We start from the raw sequence: 25,802 nt of genomic DNA on the forward strand, positions 1-25,802 counted from the left end.
TTCCGCCTACTGCTTCACGATCTTGAGCACGCGGTTGTTGTAGCTGTCGGTGATATAAAGCTCTCCAGTGTCGGGCTTGATGGTGACGCCGTGGGGGCGGGAGAGCTGGCACTGGGCGGGGGTGCCGTTCAGTCCTGCATTGCCCTGCTTTCCGGTGCCGGCAATGCGCTCGATCCTGCCTGTTTTCGGCACATACCGGCGCACGAGGTGGGCTTCCGCGTCAGCGATGATGACGCTGTCGTCCACATCCACACAGAGGTGCTTGGGGCCGTTCATGGTGGCTTCCAGCGCGGGGCCACCATCCCCTTCCCCGCCCTTCTTGCCGCTGGCATTCACGACGGTGCGGATGCGACCGGTTTTATCGACGACACGCAACGCGTTGCCGCCGCGTTCGAGGATGTAGATGTTTCCCTGGCGGTCTGGAGCCACGGCACGTGGGTCGGAGAGCGGGGCCTCAGTAGCCACGGCACCATCCTCGGGTCTGCCTTTTTTGCCATTGCCGGCGACGACGCGGCTCTGGTGGGTGGCGAGGTCGAGCTCGTGCACGCGCAGCAGATCGGCGATGTACAGCTTCGTGCCTTCGAAGTTCAGCGTGATGCAGTAGGGGCCGTTGCCCTTGGCCTTGCCCTCGGGAGCGCGCCAGCCTTCGAGCGTGGAGACGATGCGCGCCTTCACATCCACCACACGCACACGACCGTTCCAGGTGTCCGCGATCAGCACATTGTCATTGGGCAGGATGGCCAGGTTGTGCGGGCCATTGAACTGCGCGCGGATGGCCTGGCCGCCATCCCCGCTGTCCCCAGGCTTCAGTTGTCCGGCCACATGCTGGATGGTGCCGCCGCCATCCACCTGCAGCAGGCGGTTGCCAGAGACCATCTCCACGATCCACATGTGACCACCCGAGTCGAAGGCGGTGCCGAAGGGCTCCTTCAAAACGGCGTCCGTGGCCGCGATGTTCATTTCATCCTGCGTGCCGCCGCCGGCCACGAGGACGATTTGATCTGCGTGCGCGAGAAGAGGCAGGCCGAGGAAAAGAAGGCAGGTACGAAGGGAGATCATGAGCTTGGTGGGAGAGGTTTGGAGGAAACTTAGAATCTTATTTTTTCTTCAGCACGCGCACACGGTGCGCTTCGCTGTCGCCGATGAAAACGGAGCCGTCCGCATCGCAATAGATGCCGTGGAGGCGGGCCATTTTGCATTTCAGCGGATCGCCATCGGGTCCGTCGCCTTTTTCTCCGGTGCCGGCGATGAGCTCAAGGTTGCCGGTTTTCGCATCGATCATACGCACGCTGTGGCTCTCCGTGTCGGCCAGCCAGGCATTGCCTGCGGCGTCGATGGAGATGCCCTTGGGGCCGCTGAGGGTGGCGAGTTTCGCGGGGCCGCCGTTGCCTGTGAAGCCTTTGGCACCGGTGCCGGCCACGTGGTGAATCGTGCCCGCTTTGAGGTCGAATTTGAAGACCTGGTTCCCTTCGCGGGTGGCGAGCCAGAGATTGCCGTCTTTGTCAAAGTCGATGCTGCGCGGGCCTTTGAGCGGCGTGCCGGAGATGGGTGCGCCATCCGGAGTCGCACCGGGTTTGCCGGTGCCGGCAAAGGTGGAGATGGTGCCGGTCTTCATGTCGATCTTGCGGATCACGTGATTGCCGATGTCGCAGACGTAGAGGCTGCCATCCGGGCCAAACTGAATGCTGTGCGGCTGCTTGAACTGCGCCTGCGCCGCGGGGCCGCCATCGCCGCTGTAGCCTGCGACGCCGGTGCCGGCAAAGGTGGTGACGACCTTGGTCTTCATGTCGATCTTGCGCACGACGTGGTTGGTCATGTCCACCACATAGAGGTCTCCATTGGCGTCAAAGCGCAGCTCGTGGGGAAGATTGAAGGTGGCCTGCAGGGCGGGGCCGCCATCGCCGCTGTAGCCTTTTTTGCCCGTGCCGGCGATGGTGCTGATGGTTCCGTCCGGCGCCACGCGGCGGATGCGCTGGCCGGTGTACTCGCAGAACCAGATGGCACCGTCCGGCCCGCGCACGACGCCAAAGGGATTGTCAATCTGCGCGGCGGTTGCGGGACCGCCATCACCGCCGCCGCCTTTGACGCCCGTGCCCGCAAAGGTCGAAATGGTCCACTCGGCAGCGGTGGCGGATTGAACAAGGATGGCGAGGGTGAGGGTGAGGAGGAGGAGGAGGCGCATGGTTGGGAGAGCAGCGAGGATGAAGGACGGCATGACGAATGCCAAGCGGGAAAATGAGTACGCAATCATTCCACCGTTTCAGTGGCGCAATTTCTCAATCCTGCCAGAATCCGCGCACTCACCATGAAATTATTTTCTCTTTGTGCCTGTCTTGCTGCTCTGACCACCGCCCATGCGGCCGTGCAGATGCCCTCCATTTTCACCGACCACATGGTGTTGCAGCGCGAGCTTCCTGTGCCCGTTTGGGGCAAGGCGGCACCGGGGGAAGAGGTCACCGTGGAGTTTGCCGGGCAGAAGAAATCCACGAAGGCGGACGCCAACGGCCGCTGGATGGTGAAGCTGGACCCGCTCACGGCGAATGCAGAGCCGCAGGTGCTGAAGGCAGGCAACGTGACGATCCAGGATGTGCTGGTGGGCGAGGTATGGCTGGCCTCCGGACAATCCAACATGGAATGGGAGATGCAGATGAAGCCGGACAGCGCCGCGGACATTCCGAAGGCCGATCATCCCAATCTCCGCCTTATCGAAGTGCCGAAGACGGTGGCGCTGAGTCCGCAGGACAACGTTCCCACCGCCTGGGCACGCTGCACGCCGGCGAGCGCCGGCCCGTTCTCCTCCGTGGGCTACTACTTTGGACTGCGCCTGCTGGAGGAGCTGAAGGTGCCGGTAGGGGTGATTCAAAGCGCCTGGGGTGGCACACGCATTGAGCCCTGGACGAGCCTGGAGGGCTTTGATGCGGTGCCCGCTTTGAAGGATTTCACCGCCGATGTCCGTGCCAAACTTCCCGGCAGCGATGCCTACCGTGCGGCGAACGAGAAGTATCTGGGAGCCGTCGAAGCCTGGACCAAGACCGCGCGTGCGGCGCTGGAGCAGAAACAGGCCGTGCCCGCCCTCCCCGCGCAGCCAGCGGCCCTGCCGGCCAACCCGGGAACTCCGACCTGTCTGTACAATGCGATGATCCACCCGCTGGTGCCCTTCGCTTTTCGTGGTGCCATCTGGTATCAGGGAGAGTCGAACCATAACGAAGGCTTTGCCTACACAGACAAGACGCGGGCACTGCTGGCCTCCTGGCGCAGCGTGTTTCAGCAGCCAAACCTGCCGTTCTACTTTGTGCAGATCGCCCCATGGCAGTATGGGGCGGAGGATGTGCAGATCCTGCCGCAGTTCTGGCAGGCGCAGCGCGAGTGCCTGGGCATTCCAAACACCGGCATGGCCACCATCTCGGATATCGGGGAAGTGGCTGACATCCACCCCGCGCACAAGAAGGAGGTGGCACGCCGCCTTTCACTCTGGGCGCTGGCCAGAAACTACGGCCACAGCGAGATCGACCCCAATGGCCCGCTGTTCGCTGGCTACGCCGTGGAGGGCAGCACCATCCGCGTGAAATTTGACCACACGGGCGGCGGTCTCGCCTCCCGCGATGGCAAGCCGCTTTCGCATTTTGAGATCGCCGGCAAGGACGGCATTTTTCACCCCGCAGAGGCGAAGATCGACGGCAGCAGCGTGCTCCTCAGCGCCGCCGCAGTGCCGCAGCCGCGTCGTGCGCGCTTTGCCTGGAGCAAGCTGGCCATCCACAATCTGATGAACAAGGAGGGCCTGACCGCCACCGCCTTCCACACACACTGGCCTGTCGATCCCGATCTGGGGGACAACCTGGCCCGCGGCTGCACCTGGGAAAGCAGCGACAAAAACACCTACGGCTGGGACACCGGTCTCACGGACGGCTCGCTCCTGGAGTACCCGCCGAACTGCTACGCCACCAGCAACACAGACAAGTTTCCAAAGCATGTCACGATTGATCTGAAAAAGGCGCAAACGATCAACCTGGTCCGCGTCAGCGTGCCGAACGTCGGCTCGACCAAAACCGTCTCCGTTTCCCTCAGCACGGATGGCAAGGCCTTCCGTGAGGTGGGCAGGCATGCCTTCTCTCTGGCTAAATCTGAAACGGCGGGGCTGACCTTCGCGGATGCCGAAGCGCGCTACCTGCGCATCACGTATCTGGATCATCACGACAAGCTTTCGGGCGAATATCCCAACACGTTCTCCTTCACCACGGAGGTGGAGGCGTATCGGACGAAGTGACAAGCCTCTGCAAACCTCTCCAGTTGCGGCGCAACCGGACCACCCTTTTCCAACCATGAAATTGACTTTCTGCGGTGCCGCGGGCACCACCACCGGATCGAAGCATCTCATCACCGTGAACGGCCGGCGCATCCTGCTGGACTGCGGGCTCTACCAGGGCAGACGGCAGGAGGCTTTTGAGCGCAACCGTGACTTTCCTTTCAATCCGGAGGAGATTGATGTGGTGGTGCTCTCCCATGCGCACATCGACCACAGCGGCAACCTGCCCCACCTGTGCAAGCGAGGTTTCACGGGGAACATCTTTGCCACGCCCGCCACGCGTGACCTGTGCAGCATCATGCTGCCGGACGCGGCGCACATCCATGAAAGCGACATCCGCTGGCTGAACCGGCACCGCAAAGACCAGGATCTGCCGCTTCTCGAAACCAGCTACACCATGGCGGATGCGGAGCGCTGCATGCGGCTGTTTGTCTCAGTGGGGTACCATCGTCCCATGATCATCGCCGACGGCGTGCAGCTCACCTTTATTGACGCCGGGCACGTGCTCGGCTCCGCGCAGGTGGTGCTGGACATTGATGACCGCGAGACAGGCAAAAAATCACGCCTGCTGTTCTCCGGTGACATCGGCCGCCCGGACAATGACCTGCTCAGCGATCCAGAGCCCTGTGAGAATGTGGACCACGTCATCATGGAGAGCACCTATGGCGGCAGGCAGCATGAGCTGGCCACGGATTCAAACGAGCACATCTGCCGCATCATCCGCCGCGTTTTGCAGCAGAAGGGCAAGCTGATCATCCCCGCCTTTGCGGTGGAGCGCACGCAGCAGCTTCTCTACACGCTGGATCAGCTCCGTCATGAAGGTTGCTTTCCTCTGATCCCCACCTTTGTGGACAGCCCCCTGGCGGTGAAGGCCACGGAGATCTTCCGCCTGCATGTGGATGAGCTCAAGCCCACCGTGCACGAGGCTGCGTTCATGCGCGCCGATCCCTTCGGCTTCGAAGGGCTGCAACTGGTGCGGGATGTGAACGAGTCCAAAAACCTCAACAGAGTCAAGGGCCCCGCCATCATCATCTCCGCCTCCGGCATGGCGGAGTCCGGGCGCATCCTGCACCACCTGCGGAACAACGTGGGCAATGACCACAACATCATTCTGTTTGTGGGCTACTGTGCGGAGAACACGCTTGGCTGGAAGCTACGCGAGGGGCACAAGCACGTGAACATCCTCGGCGACGAGTTTGAAGTGCATGCGGAGATTGAAATCCTCGACTCCCTCTCTGGCCATGCGGACCACGATGAACTGCTAGGCTGGTTTGACCGCGTGCATGGCCCGAAGAAAAACGTCTTCCTCGTCCACGGCGAGCCCGAACGCTCCACCGCTCTAAAAACCGCGCTGGATGCCCGCCATCCGGAATGCAGCGTGAAGATTGCGGTGATGAATCAGGCGGTGGAGCTTTAAGCGAAACGCAGCCTTGCGGCTCTGCAGCAAGGCTGCTTTTATTTCACAGGAACAGGACTGCTCTCAATTGTCGCCCTTGAAGAGGCGTTTGAAAAAGTGGCCGACTTCGAGGCCGGTGTCGCCGGTCCATTCCCAGGCGCGGCGGGCGGCGCGTTTGACGTTGTCGGCGGCTCTTTCGCCCTTGGAGCCGGGTTCGGGCGGGGAGACCGGAGCGCCGGGGGTGTTGCTGGCGAGGCCATTGTCCCACTGCTGATGGATGACGGCACCGGTCTCCGCGGAGATGACGATGAAGCCGACTTCATCGCCGCCGTTGTCATTGAGCGCCAGGCCCCACTGGGGCGCTCCGGTCGCGGCGTCCGCGGCGAGCTGGTAGGAGGCGGTGACGAAGTTCGTCTTGGCGAGCACCGCGTTCTGCTGGGCGATTTTGAGCGCGTCCGCGGAACGGAATTTGATCCGGTTGAAAGCAATGGGCTGCGGCGGCACGCGGCTGAGCAGCTTGGGGCCGGCGCCGGCGGCCTTGGGAGCCCAGCCGCCTTTTCCAAAGGTGAGGGCGGCTCGCACGAGTTCGCCGGGGCGGAAGGGATCACGTGCATAGACGGCCCACTGCGTGGGATCACCGGCGGAGGCCGGGGATTGCAGAAGCAGCACCCCTTCGGAAGTGGCCGCACCATATTCCTGATCGATGATGGTGGCGATTTCAGGATTGGCGTGGCCCAGGGAGGCGCCGGCGAGCAGAAGACTGAAGATGAGGGAGGTTTTCATGGCAAAGAGCGGGTTGGAGTGCGCGGAGCAGATGAATGTTCAATCGCGGCTGCGCAGCTTGGCCAGCAGGCGGAGAATCTCGAGGTAGAGCCAGACGAGCGTGACGAGCAGGCCAAAGGCGGCGTACCACTCCATGTGCTTTGGCGCACCGGCGGCGCAGCCGTTTTCGATGAAGTCGAAGTCGAGCACCAGATTCAGCGCGGCGAGGATGACGACGAAGGCGGAGAATGCGATGCCGACCCAGCCGTTGCCAAACAGGCCGGGAATTTGAATGCCAAACATGCCCATCACCCAGGCGGCGAGGTAAAACAGGCAGATGCCCCCGGTGGCGGCGGCGATGCCGAGCTTGAAATTTTCCGTGGGTTTGATCATGCCGGTGCTGTAGGCGGCGAGAAGGGCAAACAGAATGCCGCAGGTGAGCGTGACGGCGGTCAGGACAATGCCGCCAAAGGCCTTCTCATACATGGCGGAGATGAGGCCGATGATGACGCCGTTGCCCAAGGCGTACACCGGGGCAAGCGCCGGCGCCGTCACAGGCTTGAAGGTGATGATGAGCCCCAGCACCACGGGAACGATCCAGCCAAAAGTCAGGGCAGAACCAAACCACGCCGGAGGAGTACCTTCCGCCATGACAATCTTCCAGCTAAAGCTAGCGGAAGTGACCAGCAGCAGGGTGAGGATGGCGGTTTTGAGCACGGTGCCGTTCAGCGTCATGACGCCGTCGGCGGAATTTCCGGTACGGGACCGGTCAAAGACATGGTCATTGAGTGTGGGATTGGAGGTGCGCATGGTGGGTGAGTGTGAGTTCACCCGCAGATTACAAGACATCCAGCGGGGTGGTCAATCAGCGCTTTGGGGCGAATTTTGGAAGAACGCGGCGGGATCGGCGACGATTTTTGCGATTTGGGCGCGCATGAGTGCCTGCGGGACTTTCCAGAACCAGCTCAAGCCGGTGCTACCATCCATCGAGTCAGAGCACGACCGTGCGCCGCACATATGCCCTCGCGAAAACGCGGTGATCAAAGACAGGCCAGCCCCTGCGGCGCGGCGCGCCGGCTTGCCCACCTTGACCTTCTTGACAGTCCCTCCGTTCAGCACACCGGATCCGCCACCGCATGGTGCTGCATGGCGGCGCGGACGAAGCCGTAAAAGAGCGGGTGGGGATTGTTCGGCTTGGAGAGGAACTCGGGGTGGAACTGGCAGCCGACAAAGTAAGGATGCGAGGGCAGCTCGATGATCTCCGCGAGGTCGCCCTTCGGGGACGTGCCGGAGATGAGCATGCCTTTCTGCTCCATGAGCTCCTTGTAGTCGGAATTGAACTCGAAGCGGTGGCGGTGGCGCTCGGTGATGGTGGCGCTGTGGTAGAGCTCGAAGGCTTTGCTGCCGGGGACGAGATCCGTGACCCAGGAGCCAAGGCGCATGGTGCCGCCGAGCTGCTTCACCTTCTTCTGCTCCTCCATGAGGCTGATGACGGGATGCGGGGTGGTCTTGTCAAACTCGGTGCTGGTGGCGCCCTGCAGGCCGCAGACGTTGCGGGCAAACTCGATGACGGCGATCTGCATGCCGAGGCAGATGCCAAAGTAGGGGATGCCCTTCTCGCGGGCGTAGCGGGCTGCGGTCACCTTCCCTTCCGTGCCGCGGTCGCCAAAGCCGCCGGGGATGAGGATGCCCTGCAGGCCGGCGAGATAGAGATCGGGGCCGGCTTTCTCGATGCTCTCCGCATCCACGCGGACGATGTCCACCTTGCAGTCGTGGGAGGCGCCTGCATGGGTCAGGGATTCGTAGATGCTCTTGTAGGCGTCCTGCAGCTCGATGTACTTGCCGACGACGCCGATGCGCACATGGTGCGTGGGGTGGATGACGCGCTGGACGAAGTTGCGCCAGCGGCTGAGATCGGGCGGCTGGGTGTTGAGATTGAGCAGGCGGCAGACATTGTCGTCCAGGCGCTCTTCGTGCAGCTTGAGGGGCACCTCGTAGATGGTGTGCTTCACATCGCGGACTTCGACGACGGACTCGATGGGCACGTTGCCAAAGAGGGAGATTTTCTCGCGCACGTCGAGATCCAGGGGGTGCTCGGTACGGCAGAGGATGATGTGGGGGGCAATACCGATCTCCCGCAGCTTGGCGATGCTCTGCTGCGTGGGCTTGGTCTTGAGCTCCTGCGCGGCCTTGATGTAGGGCACGAGCGTGGCGTGAATGTAGAGGACATTGCCGGTGCCGACCTCATGGCCAAACTGGCGGATGGCCTCCAGGAAGGGCAGGCCCTCGATGTCTCCCACAGTGCCGCCGATTTCGGTGATGATGACGTCGCCGCCCATCTTTTCGGTGACCTCGTGCATGCGGGCCTTGATCTCATTGGTGACGTGCGGGATCACCTGCACGGTGCGGCCCTGGTATTTGCCGGCGCGCTCCTTGTCCAGCACGCTTTGGTACACCTGGCCGGAGGTGAGGTTGTTGAGGCGGGAGAGATTGGTGTGGGTGAAGCGCTCGTAATGGCCGAGGTCGAGGTCCGTCTCGGCGCCGTCGTCGAGCACATAGACCTCCCCGTGCTCGTAGGGGTTCATGGTGCCCGGGTCGATGTTGAGGTACGGGTCAAACTTCTGCATGATGACCTTGAGGCCACGCAGTTCCAGCAGCGTGCCCAGGGAGGAGGCGGCAAGGCCTTTGCCAAGTGAACTGACGACGCCGCCGGTGACAAAAATGTATTTCATGGATGGTGTTCGGTTGGAGGGTGTGGAGGCGCAGTTCAAGAAGATTGTTTTTGAAGATGCTTTTCAATGGCATCTGCCTGCTCCGGGGTGTCCACACCGGGGGAGAGTTCGTCCGTCAGCACCACACGGATGCGGGTGCCGTTTTCCAGGGCGCGGAGCTGCTCCAGGGACTCCGTCTGCTCCAGGCGGGAGGGAGGCCAGGCGACGAACTGGAAGAGGAAGCTGCGCTGGAAGCCGTAGATGCCCAGATGGCGGTAGCTGCGGGGCCAGGCCTCGGGATTGCGCAGGTAGGGCAGCGGGGAGCGGGAGAAGTAGAGGGCGTCTCCGTGGGTGTCGAAGATGACTTTGACGACATTGGGGTCGCTGATCTGCACGGCGTCCTGAATGGGGGCGGCGGCGGTGATCATGCGCACGCTAAGGTCGTCGCGCAGGGTGCGGGCCAGTTCATCGATCAAAGCCGGTGAGATCAGCGGCTCATCCCCCTGGACATTGATGATGACGCGGTGGTCGGGGAAGGCATTGGCGGCCTCGGCAATGCGGTCAGTACCACTTGGGTGGTCCGGCGAGGTGAGGACATATTTGGCCCCAAAAGCGGTGGCCGCCTCGGCAATGCGGGCGTCATCCGTGGCGATGATGACGTCGTCGATCTCCTTGCACTCCCGGCAGCGCTCCCAGACGTGCTGAACGAGGGGTTTTCCGGCGATGAGGTGGAGCGGTTTGCCTGGGAAGCGGGTGGAACCCCAGCGGGCAGGAATGGCTACGAGGGTACGGGAGGAGTCGGTGGTGGCCAAGGCGGTGGTATGACGGGCAGGTTCCCTTGAGATGACGCGGAAGCGAGGGCGATGCAAGGGGGAAATGAGCACCCACTTGAGGGGCCTTCTCTTCGTTTGCAGCGCTTTCTAAAACACGTTTCAGGAAAGCGCAGGCACGGCAACGTTCGGCGGCGCCCCGGGGGCTGCGCTGGCTGGGCCGAAGCCTGTTCGTACTTCGGTCGTTTTGGACGGCAGCAGCGGCTTAGTGGGAGAGAGACTCGAATGTTTCGAGTGGTGGTGCTGTGCGGATGCCCTGGCTGCGGAGAGAGGGCTGAAGACTGAGACCGGGCCGAAGGCGGGCGCGCGGTGTCCGCAGTGATTCCCCTGGGAGGAAGGCCCAGGGGAATCAGCGGAAGGGGGAGTTACTTGACGTGCTGGTTCACCAGTTTGGTCATTTCAAACATGGTCACCTGGCTCTTGCCGCCAAAGACGGCCTTCAGCGCCTCGTCGGCGTTGATGTTGGTCTTCTTGGCCTGATCCTGGAGACCGTGCTGCTTGATGTAGTCCCAGAGCTTCTTGGTCAGCTCCCCACGGGAGAGGGGCTCGGAACCCACAACCTTGGCAAGGACTTCGTCCGGCTGGACGGGCTTGCTGAGGGCGGGATTGGCTTTACGGGCGGGTTTGGAGGTAGGTTGGTCAGACATGGGAGGTAGAGGCTGGCAGCTTAACGAGACTTGGTCAACCTTGGGGATGCACGGGGTTGATTTAAATCGCCAAAAATAGCAAATGGAACCAATTTATATAAAAACCATATAGGCAACGGGCTCAATGTTCGAGCTTTCCTGCTGGTTCTTCCCCGGCTTCGAGCATGCGGACGTTCTTTTCCACCAGGGGGAGCCAGAGGCTGACGCGGGTGCCGAGTCCCTCGCGGCTCTCGATGTCGATCTCGCCGCCGTGCTCGCGGACGATGCGGCGGACGATGAGGAGACCGAGGCCGGTGCCGGTGGTGCGGGTGGTGGAAAAGGGCTGGAAGAGGCGGCCCATCTGCTCGGCATTGATCCCCTTCCCCGTGTCTTCAAAGCTGAGGCGCACCTCGTAGTCGGTGAAGGTGCCGTTGATGGTGAGGGTGCCGCCCTTGGGCATGGCCTGGCAGGCATTGCGGATGAGGTTGTACACGGCCTGCTTCATCTGGCCGGGGTCCAGCGGCATGGCGGGGAGGTCGGGGCGGAGGTCGAGCTTGAGCCGGACGTGGGAGGCTTCAATCTCGGGCTGCAGGAAACGGACGCACTCGTCCAGCAGCTCGCGCAACTGCACGCGCTGGAGCTGGGGCTTGGTGGGGCGGATGGCGGCGAGGAACTGGCCGATGATGAAGTCGAGGCGTTTGATCTCGCCGGTGGCCACGTCCAGGTGCTCGCGCAGGCTGGCTCCTTTGGCCCCCATTTTCTTGAGACGGCGCTCCAGGAGCTGGAGGTGGATGGTGAGAGAATTGAGCGGATTTCCCAGCTCGTGCGCCACACCGGCGGCCAGGAGGGTGAAGGCATTGAGACGCTCGCTTTCGAGCTGCTCCTCGGTGCGCTTGCGGGTCTCGGTGACGTCGCGGATGAGCATGACGAAGCCGAGCGCAGTGTCGTCATCGATGCTGGTGATGTAGAAATTGAGGTAGCGGTTTTCGGGGTAGAAGACCTCCAGGTCGCGGCTGACGACGGTGCCGGGTTTGAGCAGCTCGTTCCAGTCCAGCCCGCGCACGCCCTGGGCCAGGCGGCCGCCCACGACCTGATCTTTTTCAAGACCGAAGAAGGTGCAGGCGGCGCGGTTCACGTAGGTGACCTTGGCTTCCGTATCGAGGAGGATGACGCCCTCCTGCAGGGCCTCGAAGACCTTTTCCTGAAACTTCTTCTCCCGCGCCAGCTCGAGCACGATGCCCTGGACCTCGCCGGGCTCCAGGCGGTCCATGCGTTTGATAAGCTTGTCGATGAACGCAGATCTCATAGGTTGGCGGGAATGAACGACCTCCTCATTGTCCTTTGCACCTTCCCGGATCACGGGAAAGCCCGCGAGACTGGCACGGCGCTGGTGGAATCGCAACTCGCCGCCTGCGTGAATCTCATCCCCGCCGTGGAATCCATCTACCGCTGGGAGGGCAAGGTGGAGACCTCCGCCGAGGTGCTGGCCGTGTTTAAAACCACCCGCGAGGCGTGGCCGAGGTTTGAGCGGCGGCTGAAGGAACTCCACCCGTATGAGGTGCCGGAGATCGTGGCGCTCAGGCCGGAAGAGGTGGGCGCGGAGTATGCGCGGTGGGTGGGGGGAGTGTGTGCGGTGACAGAGTAGAGGCTGGAACGCCGCAGATGAACAGGGTTGGACCGGAATTCAGTGGTGCAACTCGCAAACAATGACAGGAACTACATGTCGTCTGCTCCACTCGGAAGCAAAGTGCCAATAGCTGTCAGGGACATCATTGAGTGAAGTTCGACTCTCTGGTACTGCCAAATGCGGCTGGACTTCTCGTTTCCAGAATTCATAGCACTCATCGAGCGGAATCCAACGCGGCATATCACCCACCTCAACAACGACAAAATGAACCTGGCCAGAGCGCAGCAAGCAAGTGATGTCATCTGCGGTGAGCGATCTGGCACGCGACGCCGTCGTGAATCCGTCGTCACTCCACAACTCTGTGAGTGGCAGCTGAGTTACAACTCTGCGTGTGGCATCCCTGCAGGCTGACCGCTTGATTGAACTACGCTCCCAGCAACTCAGTCAGCGCCCGCTGTATCCGCGCCAGCGTCTTCTCTTTGCCGATGAGGTGCGCGATCGTCGTCACACCCGGGCCGCGGGACTGGCCGCTCAGCGCAAAGCGTAGCAATGGCATCATCGCACCCGGCTTCACGCTGAGGGCTTTCGCAGCGGCTTCGACAGCGTCGTGCACGCTTTGCTCGGTCCAGTCGGTGGACTGGGCGAGATGTTCGGCGGCGGCCTTCAGCAGGCCGGGGTTTTCGGGTTTGGCTTTGAGCTTGGTGACGACATCGGCTTCAAAGGGGTAGTCTTCGCGGAAGAAGTAATGCACCCACTCGGGGAACTCGGTGAGGAGGCTCACCTTTTCGCGCACGCTGTGCACGGCGGCGGCGGCCATGGCGTCGTCGGACCAGGAGAGGCCGGCATCGGTGAGGAAGCGGCGGGCGCTTGCCAGCAGAGCCTCGGGGCTCAGCTCGCGGAGGTACTGGGCGTTGAACCACTGCGCTTTCTTGAGATCAAACTTGGCGTTGCTGCTGTGGATGGCGCTGGCGTCAAAGAGCGCGGTGAGCTGCTCGCGGCTGAGCTTTTCGCTCTCGGCCTTGGGTGTCCAGCCGAGCATGCAGAGGTAGTTGAAGACGGCGTCAGGAAGGAAGCCGGCGTTCATGTAGCTGTGCTCGATGGCACTGCCGGCATCGCGCTTGCTCATCTTGGTGCCGTCCGGGTTGAGGATCAGCGGGATATGAGCGTAGGTGGGCGGCGTGGCACCGAAAGCATTGAAGAGATCGATGTGCTTCCAGGTGTTGGAGAGGTGGTCCTCGCCACGCAGCACGTGGGTCATGCGCATTTCGATATCATCGACGACATTGACGAAGTGGAAGATGTAGCTGCCATCTGGGCGGCGGATGGTCATGTCCGGCTCTTCGGTGGGGGCGAAGGTGACATCGCCACACACGAGGTCGTGCACGGTGATGGCGGTGCGGCTGAACTTGAAACGCTGTGCTCCATCCGGCTCGGCATAGACGCGGCCTGCGTCTTCCAGCTTCTTGAAATAGGCGTCGTAGATGTCCTTGCGCTGGCTTTGGAAATAGGGACCGCAGTCGCCGCCGGCTTCGGGGCCTTCATCCCAGTCAAGCCCCAGCCAGCGCAGGCCTTTGATGATGCCGGCGGCGGCTTCGGCGGTGTTGCGCGCACCATCAGTGTCTTCCACGCGAAGGATGAAGGTGCCGCCCTCCTTGCGGGCCATGAGCCAGTTGAACAGGGCCGTGCGGGCCCCTCCGACGTGAAGATCACCGGTGGGGGAGGGAGCAAAGCGAACGCGGATGGACATGAGAGGAAGACGACGGGTTGGGGAAAAAACAGGGGGAAACGACAATAGCCGGGATTCGGCAATGCAAATTTCAAATCTCAAATTTCAAATCGCGCAGGACTGCTTATGCTCACGGGCATGAAGATCACCCGCATCCTCCTCATTCTTTTCGGTCTTGGGCTGCTCGTGGCCGTGGCGGCGCCGCTGGCCGGCGTGTGGTGGCTGCGCCGGTATGTGAGCCGGGAGCGGCTCACGCTGGAGACGGAGAAAAACATCAATGCCCGCGTCCAGCTTGATGAGGTGAGTCTTTCGATCTTTTCCTGGCCGCCGAGCCTGCGCCTGTCCGGGCTTAAAATCGGCCCGCGTGACCAATACGCCGGGACGCCCGTGGAAGCACGTCCGCCGATGCAGCATGCGCCGGTGAAGATCGAGATGGCCTACCTGGAACTGATGCCCGAGGGGCTGTGGAACCGGCACTTTTATCCACGAGTGCTGCGCATCATCGGCCTGGATATGACGGAGGTCATCAGCCCCCAGGAAGGCAGCTCTTTGCAGAGGCTGTTTCAGCCGCCACCGGAAAAACTGGCGCTGATGCAAATGCAGGACGGGGGGCCTCCAGGGGTGCCACCACAGTCTGCGCCCCCACCCACCGCGGTGCCGGCCCCAGGCGCGCCGCCGCCGGCTTTGACCACGCCGCCTGTGAGTCCGCCTAATGAGCCAAAGTCCGGCCCCGAACGGCTGGCGCTGCAGGAGATCAGCATCGAGCAGGCGCACTTCCGCATCACCAATCAAGGGGTGGATTCACAGTTCAATGCGGACATCAGCAACTTCAGTTTTGCACTGACAGACATCGACATTGATCCGGCGGACCTCACGGCGCACAACCGGCTGCACGCACGCCTGGCCGCCAAGGTGGTGGTGGATGGTGTGGCGCAGATCGGCGGCCAGCCGCGGCAGGTGCGCTTTGCAGACATGGTCATGCATGGCGAGGGCGATGTGAATCCGGTGGATCCGGCCACGCTGCTTTGGTCTCCCGCGGCGGATTTGAAACTCGTCGTCGACCACGGTTCCTCCATCGGTGGAAACATGACCATTGGCGAGACGGCGGGCCAGCATCTGGACAAGCTGATGAAATACGGCATCGATCTCAGCGCCATCCGCATCGGCGGCATGCTGGCGCAGGATGTGAACGTCCACATCCTGTACCGGGAGCAGTCCATGCGGTTTCTGGAGGATGCCCAGTTTGCGCTGCCGGATTATGAGTACACGATCAAGCGTGACTCGTGGATGGACTTTGCCAAAGACCAGCAGGGGCTGCTGACGCGGCTGTCCTGCGGCGAAGCGCTGAAGCAGAGCGTGATGCAGGGCATCGCCAGCCGCGGCATCAACCGGACGGTCTCGCAGCTCATCGTGGAAGGCCTTTCAGACAGCCGCGGCCGTCTGACCTTTGACCTCACCGTCAGCGGTTCGCTGTCCCATCCGGAGGTCAAGCCAGACCTCCAGATCAAGCTGGAGCACCTCCTGGGCAACGACATCGAGGACAAGGCCAAGGGGCTGATCAACACCTTCAAGGGGCTGAAGGGGCTCTTCAAGTAAGCAAGCAAAAGCAAGACCTGCGCCGGAGTGTTTCTGACCACGGCGGCCTTCCAGAGGCCACGCTCGTGCCGCCATTCAGTTGCCGCCGGGTGCCGGCGCGACTTTGACCTCGGCATACACGTTTCCCCTTTCGTCAGGGTCCTTGAAGCGGTTGAGGATCACATACTGCCCAGCACGGATGATGGGATCATCTTTGGACCGTGCGAGCTTTCCCTGGGCGTCGAGCTTTCTGAGAATGAGCGGGAAGTCCGCGCGCAGCAGCTTTCCCAGGGCATTGCCTTCCACGGCGGCCTTGGTGCCGGCATTGCCCGCATAGAGAAGCGCTTTGGGAGGAAGAACGAGATAGAGGCTGTCCCAGCGCTGACCATCCAGGGACAGACCAGCCGCGCCAGCCGGCGGCATGCTGATGCGGCCAAAATAAACCCAGCCGGTGTCATCCGGCCGGGCCCCTTTGGGAATATCGCCCTTCACTGTGCGGGACAGAACGGCCACTGAGAGGCCTTTCTCATTTTGTGCGACGGTGGGAGCCCCCAGCTCGACCAAGGTGGTGCCCACGGCTTCAAGCTTGAAGGGCAGCGTGGCAAGCTCCCCGACCTTGATCCGCGCCGCCTTGGCTTCATCGGGGATGTCCAGCCAGTCAAAACTCTGACTGCCGGTGGCCTGCGTCTTCACGATCATGTTCCCAGACTCGTCCGAGAGGAAATCCACCGTCGCGTTCAGACTGTGGGCATCGCTGGTGATCTCCAAAACCCTGATGTCATTCGCGCAAGCAAAGCCCGCCAGGCCGAGGATGAGAAAGAGGGGGCGAATGAACGGAATCATGGAGGAGCGAGATCTGGATTGGAGGCTACGGGAACGTCCGACGGTACTGAAGAAGGCAGAGAAGGAGGCGGACTGTTTTTGATGTTGGTCGCGTTCACCACCTTCTGAATTTCAGTTTCGAGGTGCTGATTGGCTGCGTCATGGATTTCTTTGGCCTTGGCCTTGAGCTCCATTTCGCTCGCTTTTTGCACGCTCTCAATTTTTTTGTTGGCGGCCACATTGCCCACACCACTGAGAAACATGCTCAGCACCACCGTGGGTCCCGCCACACCATAGGTAAAAATGGTGCGCAGGCGGTTTTCAGCCCAGAAAAAAGCCACGGCCCCGCCGACGAGCGCGGATGAAAAGAGAACGCCAAGAGCGGACCACAGGGTGCCGGGGCCGCTGGTATCGAGCACGCCCGACTGGTCGGGGGTAAGAAACCGGGCAAGCGACATCACGGAAAGCGCCGGCAGCAGCCCCGCCAGTGCGCCCAGCTTGAATGCCGTGCTGTTGCGCACCTTCTCCGGATCAATGTCGTCAAGCGCCGTCAAAGTCACCCATGGGCCCAGACGGTACCACAGTCCCCGGGTCGGCAGTGGCGCACCTGTCTCCGCAGAGGCGGGCGCCGGTAGTATGATGGCCGCAGGGGTGGCAATCGGGGAAACCTCTTCTTGGGAGCCCTGGACAGCCTGTGCGGAAGGCTGCGACGAGATGGGGCCTTCGCGAGGTTTTTCTTCACCCTCGTTTGGGTCAACCACCACCGGGGTGCGTGGGTCTGGGAGAGAGTCACTCATGGCCGGATGTGTGGGTTTGAGACGAAGATTCTACGGACAGTTCTGGCACTAAAAGATACTGCACACCATTTGAGTTAAGTCAGAAGGTTAAGTTTAGTCAATGAATTGTTTAATTCCGGGTTGTTGAAGAGCCATCGCACCCCGTTTTCATTGGCCGATGCCTTGTGCCTCGTTGTGAGGCAAAGGTCTCGGAATTGTAAGATGCTTTAAAAAGGTGGCAGACTATGGCGGGAGTGCTTGGCAAGGCCCGGGGCGCCGCGTAGCATGGCCTCATTATGAGCAACAAATCTTATGGATGTCTGATCGCCCTGCTGCTGCTGGCGCTGGTGGTGAGTCTGGGCCTGAACGTGGGGCAGTTTCTGGGCAAACTGAACATTGATGTGGGCACGGAAGCAGGCATCTCATCCGCACGCCCGAAGCGGCGCCTGCATGAAGTGACCGTGGAGTCGCCGAAGCAGGCCACGCACGACAAGATCGTGCACATTGACCTCGAAGGCGTGATTTCATCGATGCACGTGGGCGGCCTTTTTGCCGAGGCGATGCCGAGCGTGGACACGATCAAGGATTCACTGGAGCAGGCGGTGAATGATAAAAACGTGAAGGCCATCGTCCTGCGGGTGAACTCCCCGGGGGGCGAGGTGACGGCCTCGGACATCATCTACAATGCGGTGAAAAAGGCGGCCAAGGTAAAGCCGGTGGTGGTCTATATGGACGCGATGGCGGCCTCCGGCGGCTATTACGTGGCCTGCGGCGCCAGCAAGATCGTGGCGAGCGAGACGACTCTGACCGCGAGCATCGGCGTGATCATCGAGACGATGAACTACAGCCAGCTCTTTGACAAAGTAGGGCTCTCCATGAACGCCTTCACCAGCGGCGCCTTCAAGGACTCGCTGAGCGGCGCGCGCCCCATGCGCGACGACGAGAAGGCCTATGTGCAAAATCTGGTGACGCAGATGTACGACCGCTTTCTGGGCATCGTGTCCGAGGCGCGCGGCGTGCCGAAAGAGCAGCTCAAGAACACCGTGGCAGACGGCCGGGTGGTGACGGGCCGTGAAGCCCTGAATGCGAAGCTGGTGGACCAGATCGGCTACGTGGAGGACGCCTACGCGCTGGCGCGCACCCTGGGCAAGACGACGGACGCCGGCGTGGTGAAATACCGCCATGAAGTGGGTTTCTTTGAAGTGTTCGGAGGAGCCTCCGCCCAGGCGGCCACACCGCCGGCCAAGGTGCAGCTGGATGTGAGCAGCGGCCTGCTGCCAAAGCTGCTGCCAGGTGTGCCCTATTACCTGCCTCCAAGCTTCGCGCATTAATTGATCATGGTGGATGCCAGCACATTCGGGGTCCTGCATGATCTGTCCATCTTTGTGAGCATCGCCACGGCGCTGTCGCTCGCAGGGTACTACATGATGCGGCACCTGAGGCCCGAAGTTTCGTGGAACCAGGAGGGGCAGGTGCTGTCGCGGCCCTATGGTGCGGCGGATCTTCTGGTGCTCGCAGTCATGGGCCTTGCGTACATCCTGACCATGCAGCCGCGGGAAGCGGACGCTGGAAACGTGACCAGCGAGAGCGGTGTGATCGTGAGCATGGCGTTTCAGCTCATTGTCTGCGTGGGGCTGCTGCTCTACCTGTTTCAGATTCGCGGCCTCAATCTGGCGGAACTTTTCGGCCTGGAGCATCTGCCCTGGCGCTCGCTGCTCCGCACGGTGGCCGTCTTCACCGTGATCATCCTCGTCTCCGTGAATCTGCTTTCCGCGCTCAGCACGGACTGGCTGCGGGACATCTGGCCGAATGTGCAGCCGCAGGACATGGTGAAGGCCTTCAAAGGATCGAGTGGCATCGGCTACAAAATTCTGGTGATCATCGCCGCCGTGGTGATCGCGCCGCTGGCGGAGGAGACGCTGTTTCGCGGCTTTGTGTACGGCGTGCTGAAACGCTACACAGATGCGCCCTTTGCCGCGCTGAGCTCGTCGCTCATGTTTGCCATTATCCACATGCATGTGGGCGCCCTTCTGCCGCTGTGCGCGCTCGCGGTGCTGTTTTGCGTTGCCTACGAACTCACCGGCTGCCTGCTGGTGCCCATGCTGCTGCACGCCATTTTTAACGGCGTGAGCATCACGTGGATGATGTTTGGCGAAAGCTAATCCTAGATGCTGGATGCGGACATCTAGATGCTCGATCCGGAATCCAGCGTCCAGTTACATCACCATGCCGCCATCGACAGCGAGGACCTGGCCGGTCACGTAGCGTGCGGCCGGGCTGGCGAGGTAGAGGGCGGCGGAGGCGATGTCTTCGGCGGCTCCGAGCTCGCCAAGGGGGATCTTCTTGAGGATTTCCGCTTTGAGCGTGTCATTGAGCACATGCGTCATGTCCGTGGCGATGAAGCCCGGGCAGATCGCATTCGCGGTGACGCCGCGGCCGGCAAACTCGCGGGCGAGGGATTTGGTGAAGCCGATGAGGCCGGCCTTGCTGGCGGCGTAGTTGGCCTGCCCGGCATTGCCGATGAGACCGATCACGGAGCTGATATTGATGATGCGCGCGCCCTTCTGCTTCAGGAGGCTGCGCTGGAGGGCCTTCACCATGTTGAAGGCGCCCTTGAGATTGGTGTCCAGCACGGCATCCCAGTCTTCCTCGCTCATGCGCAGCAGCAGGCCGTCCTTGGTGACGCCGGCGTTGTTCACCAGAATGTCCACATGATCGAAGTCGGCGAGGATCTGCTTGCCCACTTCGGCGCAGGCGGCGCCGTCGGCCACATCCAGCGCGTAGGCCTTGGCAGCACCGGGATGGGCGGCATTGATGGCGTCCGCGGCGCTCTGCGCATTGGCCTGTGTACGGCTGACGACGGCCACTTTCGCGCCCTCGGCGGCGAAGGTTTCAGCGATGGCTTTGCCGATGCCGCGTCCGGCGCCGGTGACGACTGCGATCTTGTCTTGAAGGTTACCCATGGCGTCATCCATGAACGGCATGCACCTCCGCGCAAGAAGAAGGTGCATGCCCACCCCTGCATGCGTATGGTTTCACATTGCCAATGACTGACGACGCGCCGCCAGCCGCCCCCCCCCTCCCCCTCAAGCCGTTTGTGTCCATCGGCGGACTCTGCGAGGTCATTGCGTTTTTGTCGCTCGGCTTCACCTGGCTGGGCAGTTTGGGAAGGTATGGCTGGATGTGCGATCTCCTCTCGCACTTCCGCCTCCAGTACGTGGTCGCCTGCGCGGCAGTGCTGCTCTTCGCATTGATACGCCGCCGCTCCTGGCTGGGGCTGGCGGCGCTGATTTCGCTGCTGTGGAATGTACAGATCGTTTATGCCTTCCATCAAACAGCAGACACGACAGGGATGGCGCATGAGAAACCGCTGCGTGTGATGACCTTCAATGTCATGACGGACAATCACAACCCGGTGGCAGCCGTCAGCCATGCGATGCAGTCAGATGCAGACATCATCTGCCTGCCGGAGGTGGATGACACCTGGCGCGTGGCCTTGCAGCCGCTGCGGGTGAAGTACCCGCACCATGTGGAGGAGATGAACAGCGGACATTTTGGCATCGCCTGCTACACGCGCCTGCCGGTGAAGAGTCTTGAAGTGCGCTACTACACCGTCTGGCGGCTGCCCACCATCGTGATGAATCTCGACCACCTCGGCAGGCCGCTCACCTTCATCGGCACCCACCCCATCCCCCCCATGGGAGAACAGGACACGCGGGAATGGCGCGCGCAGTTGTCAGGCATCGCGGCGCTCGTGGCGGGCCTGAGCGGTGAAGTGATCGTGGCGGGTGATTTGAACGCCACCCCGTGGTGCGAAGGCATGCGCCTGCTGCGCAAGAAGGGCGGCGTGGATTTCCATTCACTCGATCCCGTCTGGCCGCCCACCTGGGGCCTGAACCTGCCAATGATGATCCCCATCGACCATGTACTGACCAAAGGCGGACTGACAGTGCAGAAACGCCTCCTCGGACCCGAGATGGGGTCAGACCACCGTTCGGTGACGGTGGAGATTATGCGGTGAGGATGCGGCAGATCTGCGAAGAGTGCTGACTCACGCCAGCACGCCCTTCACCGGCTCATGGTGCTCCACGCCGGTGAGCCGCTGGTCAAGGCCCTGGAATTTGAAGCTGAACTTGCGGTGATCGATGCCCATCAGGTGGAGGATGGTGGCGTTGAGGTCGTTGATGTGCACGGCGTCCTTGACCACGTTGTAGCTGAAGTCATCGGTCTCGCCGTATTCCACCCCGCCTTTGATGCCGCCGCCGGCCATCCACATGGTGAAGCAGCGCGGGTGGTGGTCGCGGCCGTAGTTCTCCTTGGTGAGGGTGCCCTGGGAATAAACGGTACGTCCGAATTCGCCGCCCCACACGACGAGGGTGTCCTGCAGCAGGCCGCGCTGCTTGAGATCCATGATGAGGGCGGCGCAGGCGCGCTCGCTGTCCTCCACCTGGCCGCGCAGGAGCTTGGGCAGGTTGTTGTGCTGGTCCCAGCCGCGGTGGAGGATCTGCACCACGCGCGTGCCGCGCTCGATGAGCCGCCGCGCCATGATGGCGCTGTGGGTGAAGCTGCCGCTGCGGTGCACATCATCCCCATACATCTCCAGCGTGGCCTTGCTCTCCTTGCTCAGGTCCGTGAGCTCCGGCACGCTGGTCTGCATGCGGAAGGCCATTTCGTACTGCGCGATGCGGGTCTGGATCTCGGGATCGCCAATGCGGTCGTGGTTGATGGTGTTGAGCTGGTTCAGCGCATTGAGCATCGTGCGGCGGTCGGTGGGATCCACGCCGGGCGGATTCTTCACATACAGCACGGGGTCGCCCTGGCCGCGCAGCGCCACGCCGGTGTACTTGGTGGGCAGAAAGCCGCTGCTCCACATGCGGGTGAAGAGGGCCTGCGCCTGGCTGGCGGCGGGGAATGTGGGCGTGAAAACCACAAAAGAGGGCAGGTCATTGCTCTCGCTGCCCAGCCCGTAGGAAAGCCAGGAGCCGATGCTCGGCTTGCCGGGCACTTCGCTGCCGGTCATGACAAAGGTGCAGGCCGGATCGTGATTGATGGCGCTGGTGCTGACGCTTTTGATCACCGCGATCTCATCCACGATCTTCGCCGTGTGCGGCAGCAGCTCGCTGACAAAGCGCCCGCACTGGCCGTGCTGGGTGAACTTGAACATGGAAGGCGCCACCGGAAAGCGCGCCTGCCCGCTGGTCATGGTGGTGATGCGCTGGCCGTTGCGGATGCTGTCCGGCAGGTCCTTGTCGTAATGCTGCTGGAGCTGCGGCTTGTGGTCCCACAGATCGAGCTGTGAAGGCGCGCCGTTCATGTGCAGGTAGATAAGGCGCTTGGCCTTCGGCGCAAAGTGCGGCAGGCCGGGCAGGGCCGGCTGTACGAGTGTGGAGGCACCGCTGGCAAACTGATTTCCCAGCATGCTGGCCAGCGCCACACTGCCCATGCGCAGCCCCGTCTGGCCGAAGAACTGGCGGCGGGTCTGGCTGCGGTGATATTCGAGGAAAGGATCCATGATGGAGAGAGAACGCTGTGGAGCGGTGAAGGCTTGCGAAGGAGAAAAAAATGCAGGTTCGGAAACAGCCAGGCCGGCCGCTGAGCCAGCGGGAATACCCTGGCTCTCAGCGTGTCTTTTCCTGCCGCAGCTTGCCATCAGCCGTAAATGGAGGGGGATATTTGAACCGCGGCCCTGAAGGAAAGTAATCCTCCTTCGTTCCAGAACAGGACAGGGTGCGCTTCACAAAGTTCAGCACCGCCCCTTCATCCCGGCTCTTCGGCCCAGTTAACTGAACGTCTGTGATGAAAATACGGGCCGGCTCGAGCAGCACCGCATCCGCCCCAGGCCCGCGGTAGTGGATGGCGGATGCACTCATTCGATAGGAACCGTCAGGCGTGATGACGGTAATCCAGGCGTTTTTTGCTTTGGCGAGAAGCACCGGACCGTCTTTTTCTCCGCGGGTATAGCGGATGTCATCGCCCTGCAGCATCACAAAAGGAGTTTCTCGAAGAATCAGCCGCCGCTGCGGTGTGGAGGGCTTCACCCGCCACGGATCGTTCATGATCCAGGTGAAAGGGTCCGCCCAGGACAGGGTATTGGTCAGACCATCCACGATGGCGGAAGCTCCGTTGCCCACGAGTGTTCCAGGCCGTGACGCATTGCGCCCGCCGTTCGCGACAGACAGCTCCGCGTCCATGACCCGCATGCCGGGAGGGATGGGCTGATTTTCGCGCACTTTCAGTGCAGGCCCTTGCTTCGCCTGCCATTCCTTGAGCTGTGGCGTCGGCGGCTTGTTGTTCCGCTCATCCCTGTGCGTGACCTCATTATGCACACTATCCACCACCGCCGCCGACCAGATGCCCACGCACGACGTCAGCCCCAGGAAGGAAAGCAGGCATACCGCGAACACGACCAGAAAACGGCGGAGGTTCCCTCTCTTCATGGGCCGAGGATCACGTTCCAGCCCGCGAAGCGCAAGCCTGCATTTGGGTCCAGCCCCGAGCGATCAACGAAACAGCTTCTTCTCCACCACCGGCCCGTTCACCAGCACCTTTCTCTTTGCGAAGTCCAGGATCATGAGAGCGTCGGGCTTCGCGCCTTTGATGTGCTGCTGGCCGGACTGCACGGTGGGGTCGCCTTCGAGAACCACTTCGGATGAGGAGCTGCGGAAGTGGATGCGCTGGGCGATGCCAAAGAAGGTGCCGTCCTTGGTGATGACGGTGATCTTGCTGCGGTTGCTGGCGCGCGCCAGCCTGGGCCAGGGCTGCTTTTCCTGCTTCACGTACACCAGGTCCTCCCCCTGCAGGAGCACGAAGGGAAATTCGTTGAGGGCGAGCTGGCGGCGCGTGTCGTCGATGGAGCCCAGCTTGCCATCCGAATGAGAACCGGCGGCGATGGCGAGGAGGGAGGTGACCATTCCCATGAGATCCCCTGCCCTGCCGGTGATGCCCGAGCTGGCCCGCCGGGCCTTGGGCGAGCCTTTTGGCAGTTCGGCATCCGTGATAAAAAGACTGCGCGAGACGAGCCTGTTTCCCTGCACCTCCAGCATGGGTCCGGGCAGCGCCGCCCACTGCTTCAGGTCCGGAAAGGGCAGATAGTCCAGCGTCTCTGAGGTGAGCGGCTGCGTCATGCCGCGAAAGGCTTTATGCGCCAGTGAACCCACGTGCATCCTGCACGACGAAAGAGAAAGCACGCAGAGGGTGAGCGCCAGCAGCCAGTGCCGGAGGTTTTTCCAAATCATGGCCCTAGGCTGTCGCTCCCGCGTGGCTCTGCAAGCGTGGATTGTACTCATCCTTGTGTGGAGAGCTCGGCGGCGGCTGATTTTGTCCGGCAAGATGATCGGGAGGGCCGGCGTTTTCATGCGCCCATGATGCGCCGACTCTTTCTCTCACTGCTCGCCCTGCCCTGCTTTCTCGCCGCCGCTGATGCACCGCCGAACATTGTACTGATCATCTCGGATGACCACCTGTGGAGCGACTACGGTTTCATGGGCAGTCCCGTCGTGCAGACGCCGAATCTCGACAGGCTGGCGTCGGAGAGCCTGACTTTCACGCGCGGCTATGTGCCATGCAGCCTGTGCTGCCCGAGCCTGGCCACGATGATCACCGGCCTGTACCCGCACCAGCACAAGGTGACGAGCAATGACCCGCCCATTCCCGCCGGCATGAAGCCGAAGGCATTTTCGGGCAGCCCGCAGTTTGAAGAAGGGCGCGAGGTCATGAGCAAGCACCTGGAAGAAGCAGGCACGCTGCCGACGATGCTGAAACAAAAGGGCTACCTGAGCCTGCAAACGGGCAAATGGTGGCAGAAGAGCTATGAGCGCGGCGGCTTCACCCACGGCATGACGCACGGCGGCCGCCACGGGGACGAGGGCCTTAACATCGGCCGCAAGACCATGCAGCCCGTCTATGATTTCATCAGCGAAGCCAAAAAGCAGCAGAAGCCGTTTTTCGTGTGGTATGCGCCCATGATGCCGCACGACCCGCACACGCCGCCGCAGCGCCTGTTTGACAAGTACAAGGACAAGACACCGAGCGAACACGTGGCCAAATACTGGGCCATGGTGGAGTGGTTTGACGAAACCTGCGGCGAGCTGATCAAGCACATCGACGACCAGGGCCTGAAGGAGAACACCATCTTTGTCTATCTCAGCGACAACGGCTGGATCACGAACCCCAAGAGCGGCCGCTACGCGGAGAAGTCCAAGCAAAGCCAGTATGACGGCGGCCTGCGCACGCCCATCCTGATCCGCTGGCCCGGCCATGTGCAGCCGAAAAAGAGTGAGGAGCTGGCGCAGTCCATCGACATCGTGCCCACGCTGCTGAAGGTGACGGGCATTGCGCCAACGAAGACCTTCCCGGGCATCGACCTTTTGGACGCCGCCGCCGTCAGCGCACGCAAAACCCTCTACGGCGAATGCTTCACGCACAATTTCGTGGACCTCAACGTGCCCGCCGCCAGCCTGCGCTGGCGCTGGGTGATCGATGGCCATGACAAGCTGATCGTGCCTGACAAAAAGAACCAGCCCGATGACGTGGTGGAGCTTTACGAGCTGAAAGACGACCCTTCCGAAGAGAAGAATCTGGCCGCCGAAAACGCCGAAAAAGTGAAGGCACTGAACGCGAAGCTGGACGCGTGGTGGAAGCCGTGAGAG

At 61.9% G+C, this 25,802-nt stretch carries 23 protein-coding genes; 8 read left to right on the forward strand and 15 right to left on the reverse strand.

Annotated elements, in window-relative coordinates; translation table 11 throughout:
- Window positions 1–6 precede the first annotated feature (6 nt).
- Together ACILSQ_RS19440 and ACILSQ_RS19445 are read right to left on the reverse strand one after the other, a co-directional pair.
- On the reverse strand, window positions 7–1,059 hold the full coding sequence (locus tag ACILSQ_RS19440) for a hypothetical protein (RefSeq protein ID WP_395745315.1): 1,053 nt from the start codon (window positions 1,057–1,059) through the stop codon (window positions 7–9).
- Window positions 1,060–1,096: 37 nt separating this feature from the next.
- Window positions 1,097–2,182: a hypothetical protein gene (locus ACILSQ_RS19445; RefSeq protein ID WP_395745316.1), complete on the reverse strand. Its 1,086-nt coding sequence runs from the start codon at window positions 2,180–2,182 to the stop codon at window positions 1,097–1,099.
- Between the two features lie 123 nt (window positions 2,183–2,305).
- On the opposite strand from ACILSQ_RS19445, the gene ACILSQ_RS19450 reads away from it, so the two are divergent.
- Both ACILSQ_RS19450 and ACILSQ_RS19455 read left to right on the forward strand, forming a co-directional pair.
- Window positions 2,306–4,264 (forward strand): sialate O-acetylesterase, encoded by a 1,959-nt coding sequence (locus ACILSQ_RS19450; RefSeq protein WP_395745317.1) that lies wholly within the window; start codon window positions 2,306–2,308, stop codon window positions 4,262–4,264.
- A gap of 55 nt (window positions 4,265–4,319) precedes the next feature.
- Window positions 4,320–5,720 carry an MBL fold metallo-hydrolase RNA specificity domain-containing protein gene (locus ACILSQ_RS19455; protein ID WP_395745318.1) on the forward strand — a complete coding sequence of 467 codons (1,401 nt, stop codon included), beginning with the start codon at window positions 4,320–4,322 and terminating at the stop codon, window positions 5,718–5,720.
- A 63-nt stretch (window positions 5,721–5,783) separates the two neighbouring features.
- Here the strand turns inward: ACILSQ_RS19455 and ACILSQ_RS19460 are convergent, their stop codons facing one another.
- The 6 genes from ACILSQ_RS19460 to ACILSQ_RS19485 form a co-directional block, all read right to left on the reverse strand.
- The gene (locus tag ACILSQ_RS19460; protein ID WP_395745319.1) at window positions 5,784–6,482 is read right to left on the reverse strand and encodes a hypothetical protein; all 699 of its coding nucleotides are present in this window, start codon (window positions 6,480–6,482) and stop codon (window positions 5,784–5,786) included.
- A gap of 39 nt (window positions 6,483–6,521) precedes the next feature.
- Window positions 6,522–7,271 (reverse strand): Bax inhibitor-1/YccA family protein, encoded by a 750-nt coding sequence (locus tag ACILSQ_RS19465; protein ID WP_395745320.1) that lies wholly within the window; start codon window positions 7,269–7,271, stop codon window positions 6,522–6,524.
- A 302-nt stretch (window positions 7,272–7,573) separates the two neighbouring features.
- Window positions 7,574–9,193, reverse strand: a complete 1,620-nt coding sequence (locus ACILSQ_RS19470; RefSeq protein ID WP_395745321.1) for a CTP synthase — start codon at window positions 9,191–9,193, stop codon at window positions 7,574–7,576.
- Between the two features lie 35 nt (window positions 9,194–9,228).
- Window positions 9,229–9,984 (reverse strand): 3-deoxy-manno-octulosonate cytidylyltransferase, encoded by a 756-nt coding sequence (gene kdsB / locus ACILSQ_RS19475; protein WP_395745322.1) that lies wholly within the window; start codon window positions 9,982–9,984, stop codon window positions 9,229–9,231.
- 383 nt (window positions 9,985–10,367) lie between these two features.
- Entirely contained in the window at window positions 10,368–10,649 is a 282-nt protein-coding gene (locus tag ACILSQ_RS19480) for an SWIB/MDM2 domain-containing protein (RefSeq protein WP_395745323.1), read from the reverse strand.
- A 121-nt stretch (window positions 10,650–10,770) separates the two neighbouring features.
- Entirely contained in the window at window positions 10,771–11,934 is a 1,164-nt protein-coding gene (locus ACILSQ_RS19485; RefSeq protein ID WP_395745324.1) for a nitrogen regulation protein NR(II), read from the reverse strand.
- Window positions 11,935–11,946: 12 nt separating this feature from the next.
- Between ACILSQ_RS19485 and cutA the strand changes: the two genes are divergently transcribed.
- On the forward strand, window positions 11,947–12,273 hold the full coding sequence (cutA, locus tag ACILSQ_RS19490; protein ID WP_395745325.1) for a divalent-cation tolerance protein CutA: 327 nt from the start codon (window positions 11,947–11,949) through the stop codon (window positions 12,271–12,273).
- A 406-nt stretch (window positions 12,274–12,679) separates the two neighbouring features.
- Here cutA and ACILSQ_RS19495 read toward each other — a convergent pair whose 3' ends face one another.
- On the reverse strand, window positions 12,680–14,002 hold the full coding sequence (locus tag ACILSQ_RS19495; protein ID WP_395745326.1) for a glutamate--tRNA ligase: 1,323 nt from the start codon (window positions 14,000–14,002) through the stop codon (window positions 12,680–12,682).
- 117 nt (window positions 14,003–14,119) lie between these two features.
- On the opposite strand from ACILSQ_RS19495, the gene ACILSQ_RS19500 reads away from it, so the two are divergent.
- On the forward strand, window positions 14,120–15,577 hold the full coding sequence (locus ACILSQ_RS19500) for a hypothetical protein (RefSeq protein ID WP_395745327.1): 1,458 nt from the start codon (window positions 14,120–14,122) through the stop codon (window positions 15,575–15,577).
- Window positions 15,578–15,652: 75 nt separating this feature from the next.
- Here the strand turns inward: ACILSQ_RS19500 and ACILSQ_RS19505 are convergent, their stop codons facing one another.
- Both ACILSQ_RS19505 and ACILSQ_RS19510 read right to left on the reverse strand, forming a co-directional pair.
- The gene (locus tag ACILSQ_RS19505) at window positions 15,653–16,399 is read right to left on the reverse strand and encodes a hypothetical protein (RefSeq protein ID WP_395745328.1); all 747 of its coding nucleotides are present in this window, start codon (window positions 16,397–16,399) and stop codon (window positions 15,653–15,655) included.
- A complete protein-coding gene (locus ACILSQ_RS19510; RefSeq protein WP_395745329.1) occupies window positions 16,396–17,175 on the reverse strand; it encodes a hypothetical protein in 780 nt (259 codons plus the stop codon). The genes ACILSQ_RS19505 and ACILSQ_RS19510 overlap by 4 nt, the downstream gene beginning before the upstream one ends.
- Before the next feature lie 275 nt (window positions 17,176–17,450).
- Here ACILSQ_RS19510 and sppA point away from each other — a divergent pair, with 275 nt between their 5' ends.
- Complete coding sequence (gene sppA, locus ACILSQ_RS19515; RefSeq protein WP_395745330.1) at window positions 17,451–18,485, forward strand: signal peptide peptidase SppA; 1,035 nt, start codon at window positions 17,451–17,453, stop codon at window positions 18,483–18,485.
- Between the two features lie 6 nt (window positions 18,486–18,491).
- Window positions 18,492–19,316: a type II CAAX prenyl endopeptidase Rce1 family protein gene (locus tag ACILSQ_RS19520; RefSeq protein ID WP_395745331.1), complete on the forward strand. Its 825-nt coding sequence runs from the start codon at window positions 18,492–18,494 to the stop codon at window positions 19,314–19,316.
- A 54-nt stretch (window positions 19,317–19,370) separates the two neighbouring features.
- On the opposite strand, the gene fabG is transcribed toward ACILSQ_RS19520, so the two are convergent.
- Complete coding sequence (gene fabG / locus ACILSQ_RS19525) at window positions 19,371–20,117, reverse strand: 3-oxoacyl-[acyl-carrier-protein] reductase (RefSeq protein ID WP_395745332.1); 747 nt, start codon at window positions 20,115–20,117, stop codon at window positions 19,371–19,373.
- A gap of 83 nt (window positions 20,118–20,200) precedes the next feature.
- On the opposite strand from fabG, the gene ACILSQ_RS19530 reads away from it, so the two are divergent.
- On the forward strand, window positions 20,201–21,175 hold the full coding sequence (locus tag ACILSQ_RS19530; RefSeq protein WP_395745333.1) for an endonuclease/exonuclease/phosphatase family protein: 975 nt from the start codon (window positions 20,201–20,203) through the stop codon (window positions 21,173–21,175).
- 30 nt (window positions 21,176–21,205) lie between these two features.
- Here ACILSQ_RS19530 and ACILSQ_RS19535 read toward each other — a convergent pair whose 3' ends face one another.
- The 3 genes from ACILSQ_RS19535 to ACILSQ_RS19545 form a co-directional block, all read right to left on the reverse strand.
- A complete protein-coding gene (locus tag ACILSQ_RS19535; protein ID WP_395745334.1) occupies window positions 21,206–22,666 on the reverse strand; it encodes a DUF1501 domain-containing protein in 1,461 nt (486 codons plus the stop codon).
- 106 nt (window positions 22,667–22,772) lie between these two features.
- Window positions 22,773–23,591, reverse strand: a complete 819-nt coding sequence (locus ACILSQ_RS19540; RefSeq protein WP_395745335.1) for a hypothetical protein — start codon at window positions 23,589–23,591, stop codon at window positions 22,773–22,775.
- Window positions 23,592–23,654: 63 nt separating this feature from the next.
- Window positions 23,655–24,389 carry a hypothetical protein gene (locus tag ACILSQ_RS19545; RefSeq protein WP_395745336.1) on the reverse strand — a complete coding sequence of 245 codons (735 nt, stop codon included), beginning with the start codon at window positions 24,387–24,389 and terminating at the stop codon, window positions 23,655–23,657.
- 126 nt (window positions 24,390–24,515) lie between these two features.
- On the opposite strand from ACILSQ_RS19545, the gene ACILSQ_RS19550 reads away from it, so the two are divergent.
- Entirely contained in the window at window positions 24,516–25,799 is a 1,284-nt protein-coding gene (locus ACILSQ_RS19550; RefSeq protein WP_395745337.1) for a sulfatase, read from the forward strand.
- Window positions 25,800–25,802 lie beyond the last annotated feature (3 nt).

It is taken from the genome of Prosthecobacter sp. (assembly GCF_044227185.1).
GTDB lineage: Bacteria > Verrucomicrobiota > Verrucomicrobiia > Verrucomicrobiales > Verrucomicrobiaceae > Prosthecobacter.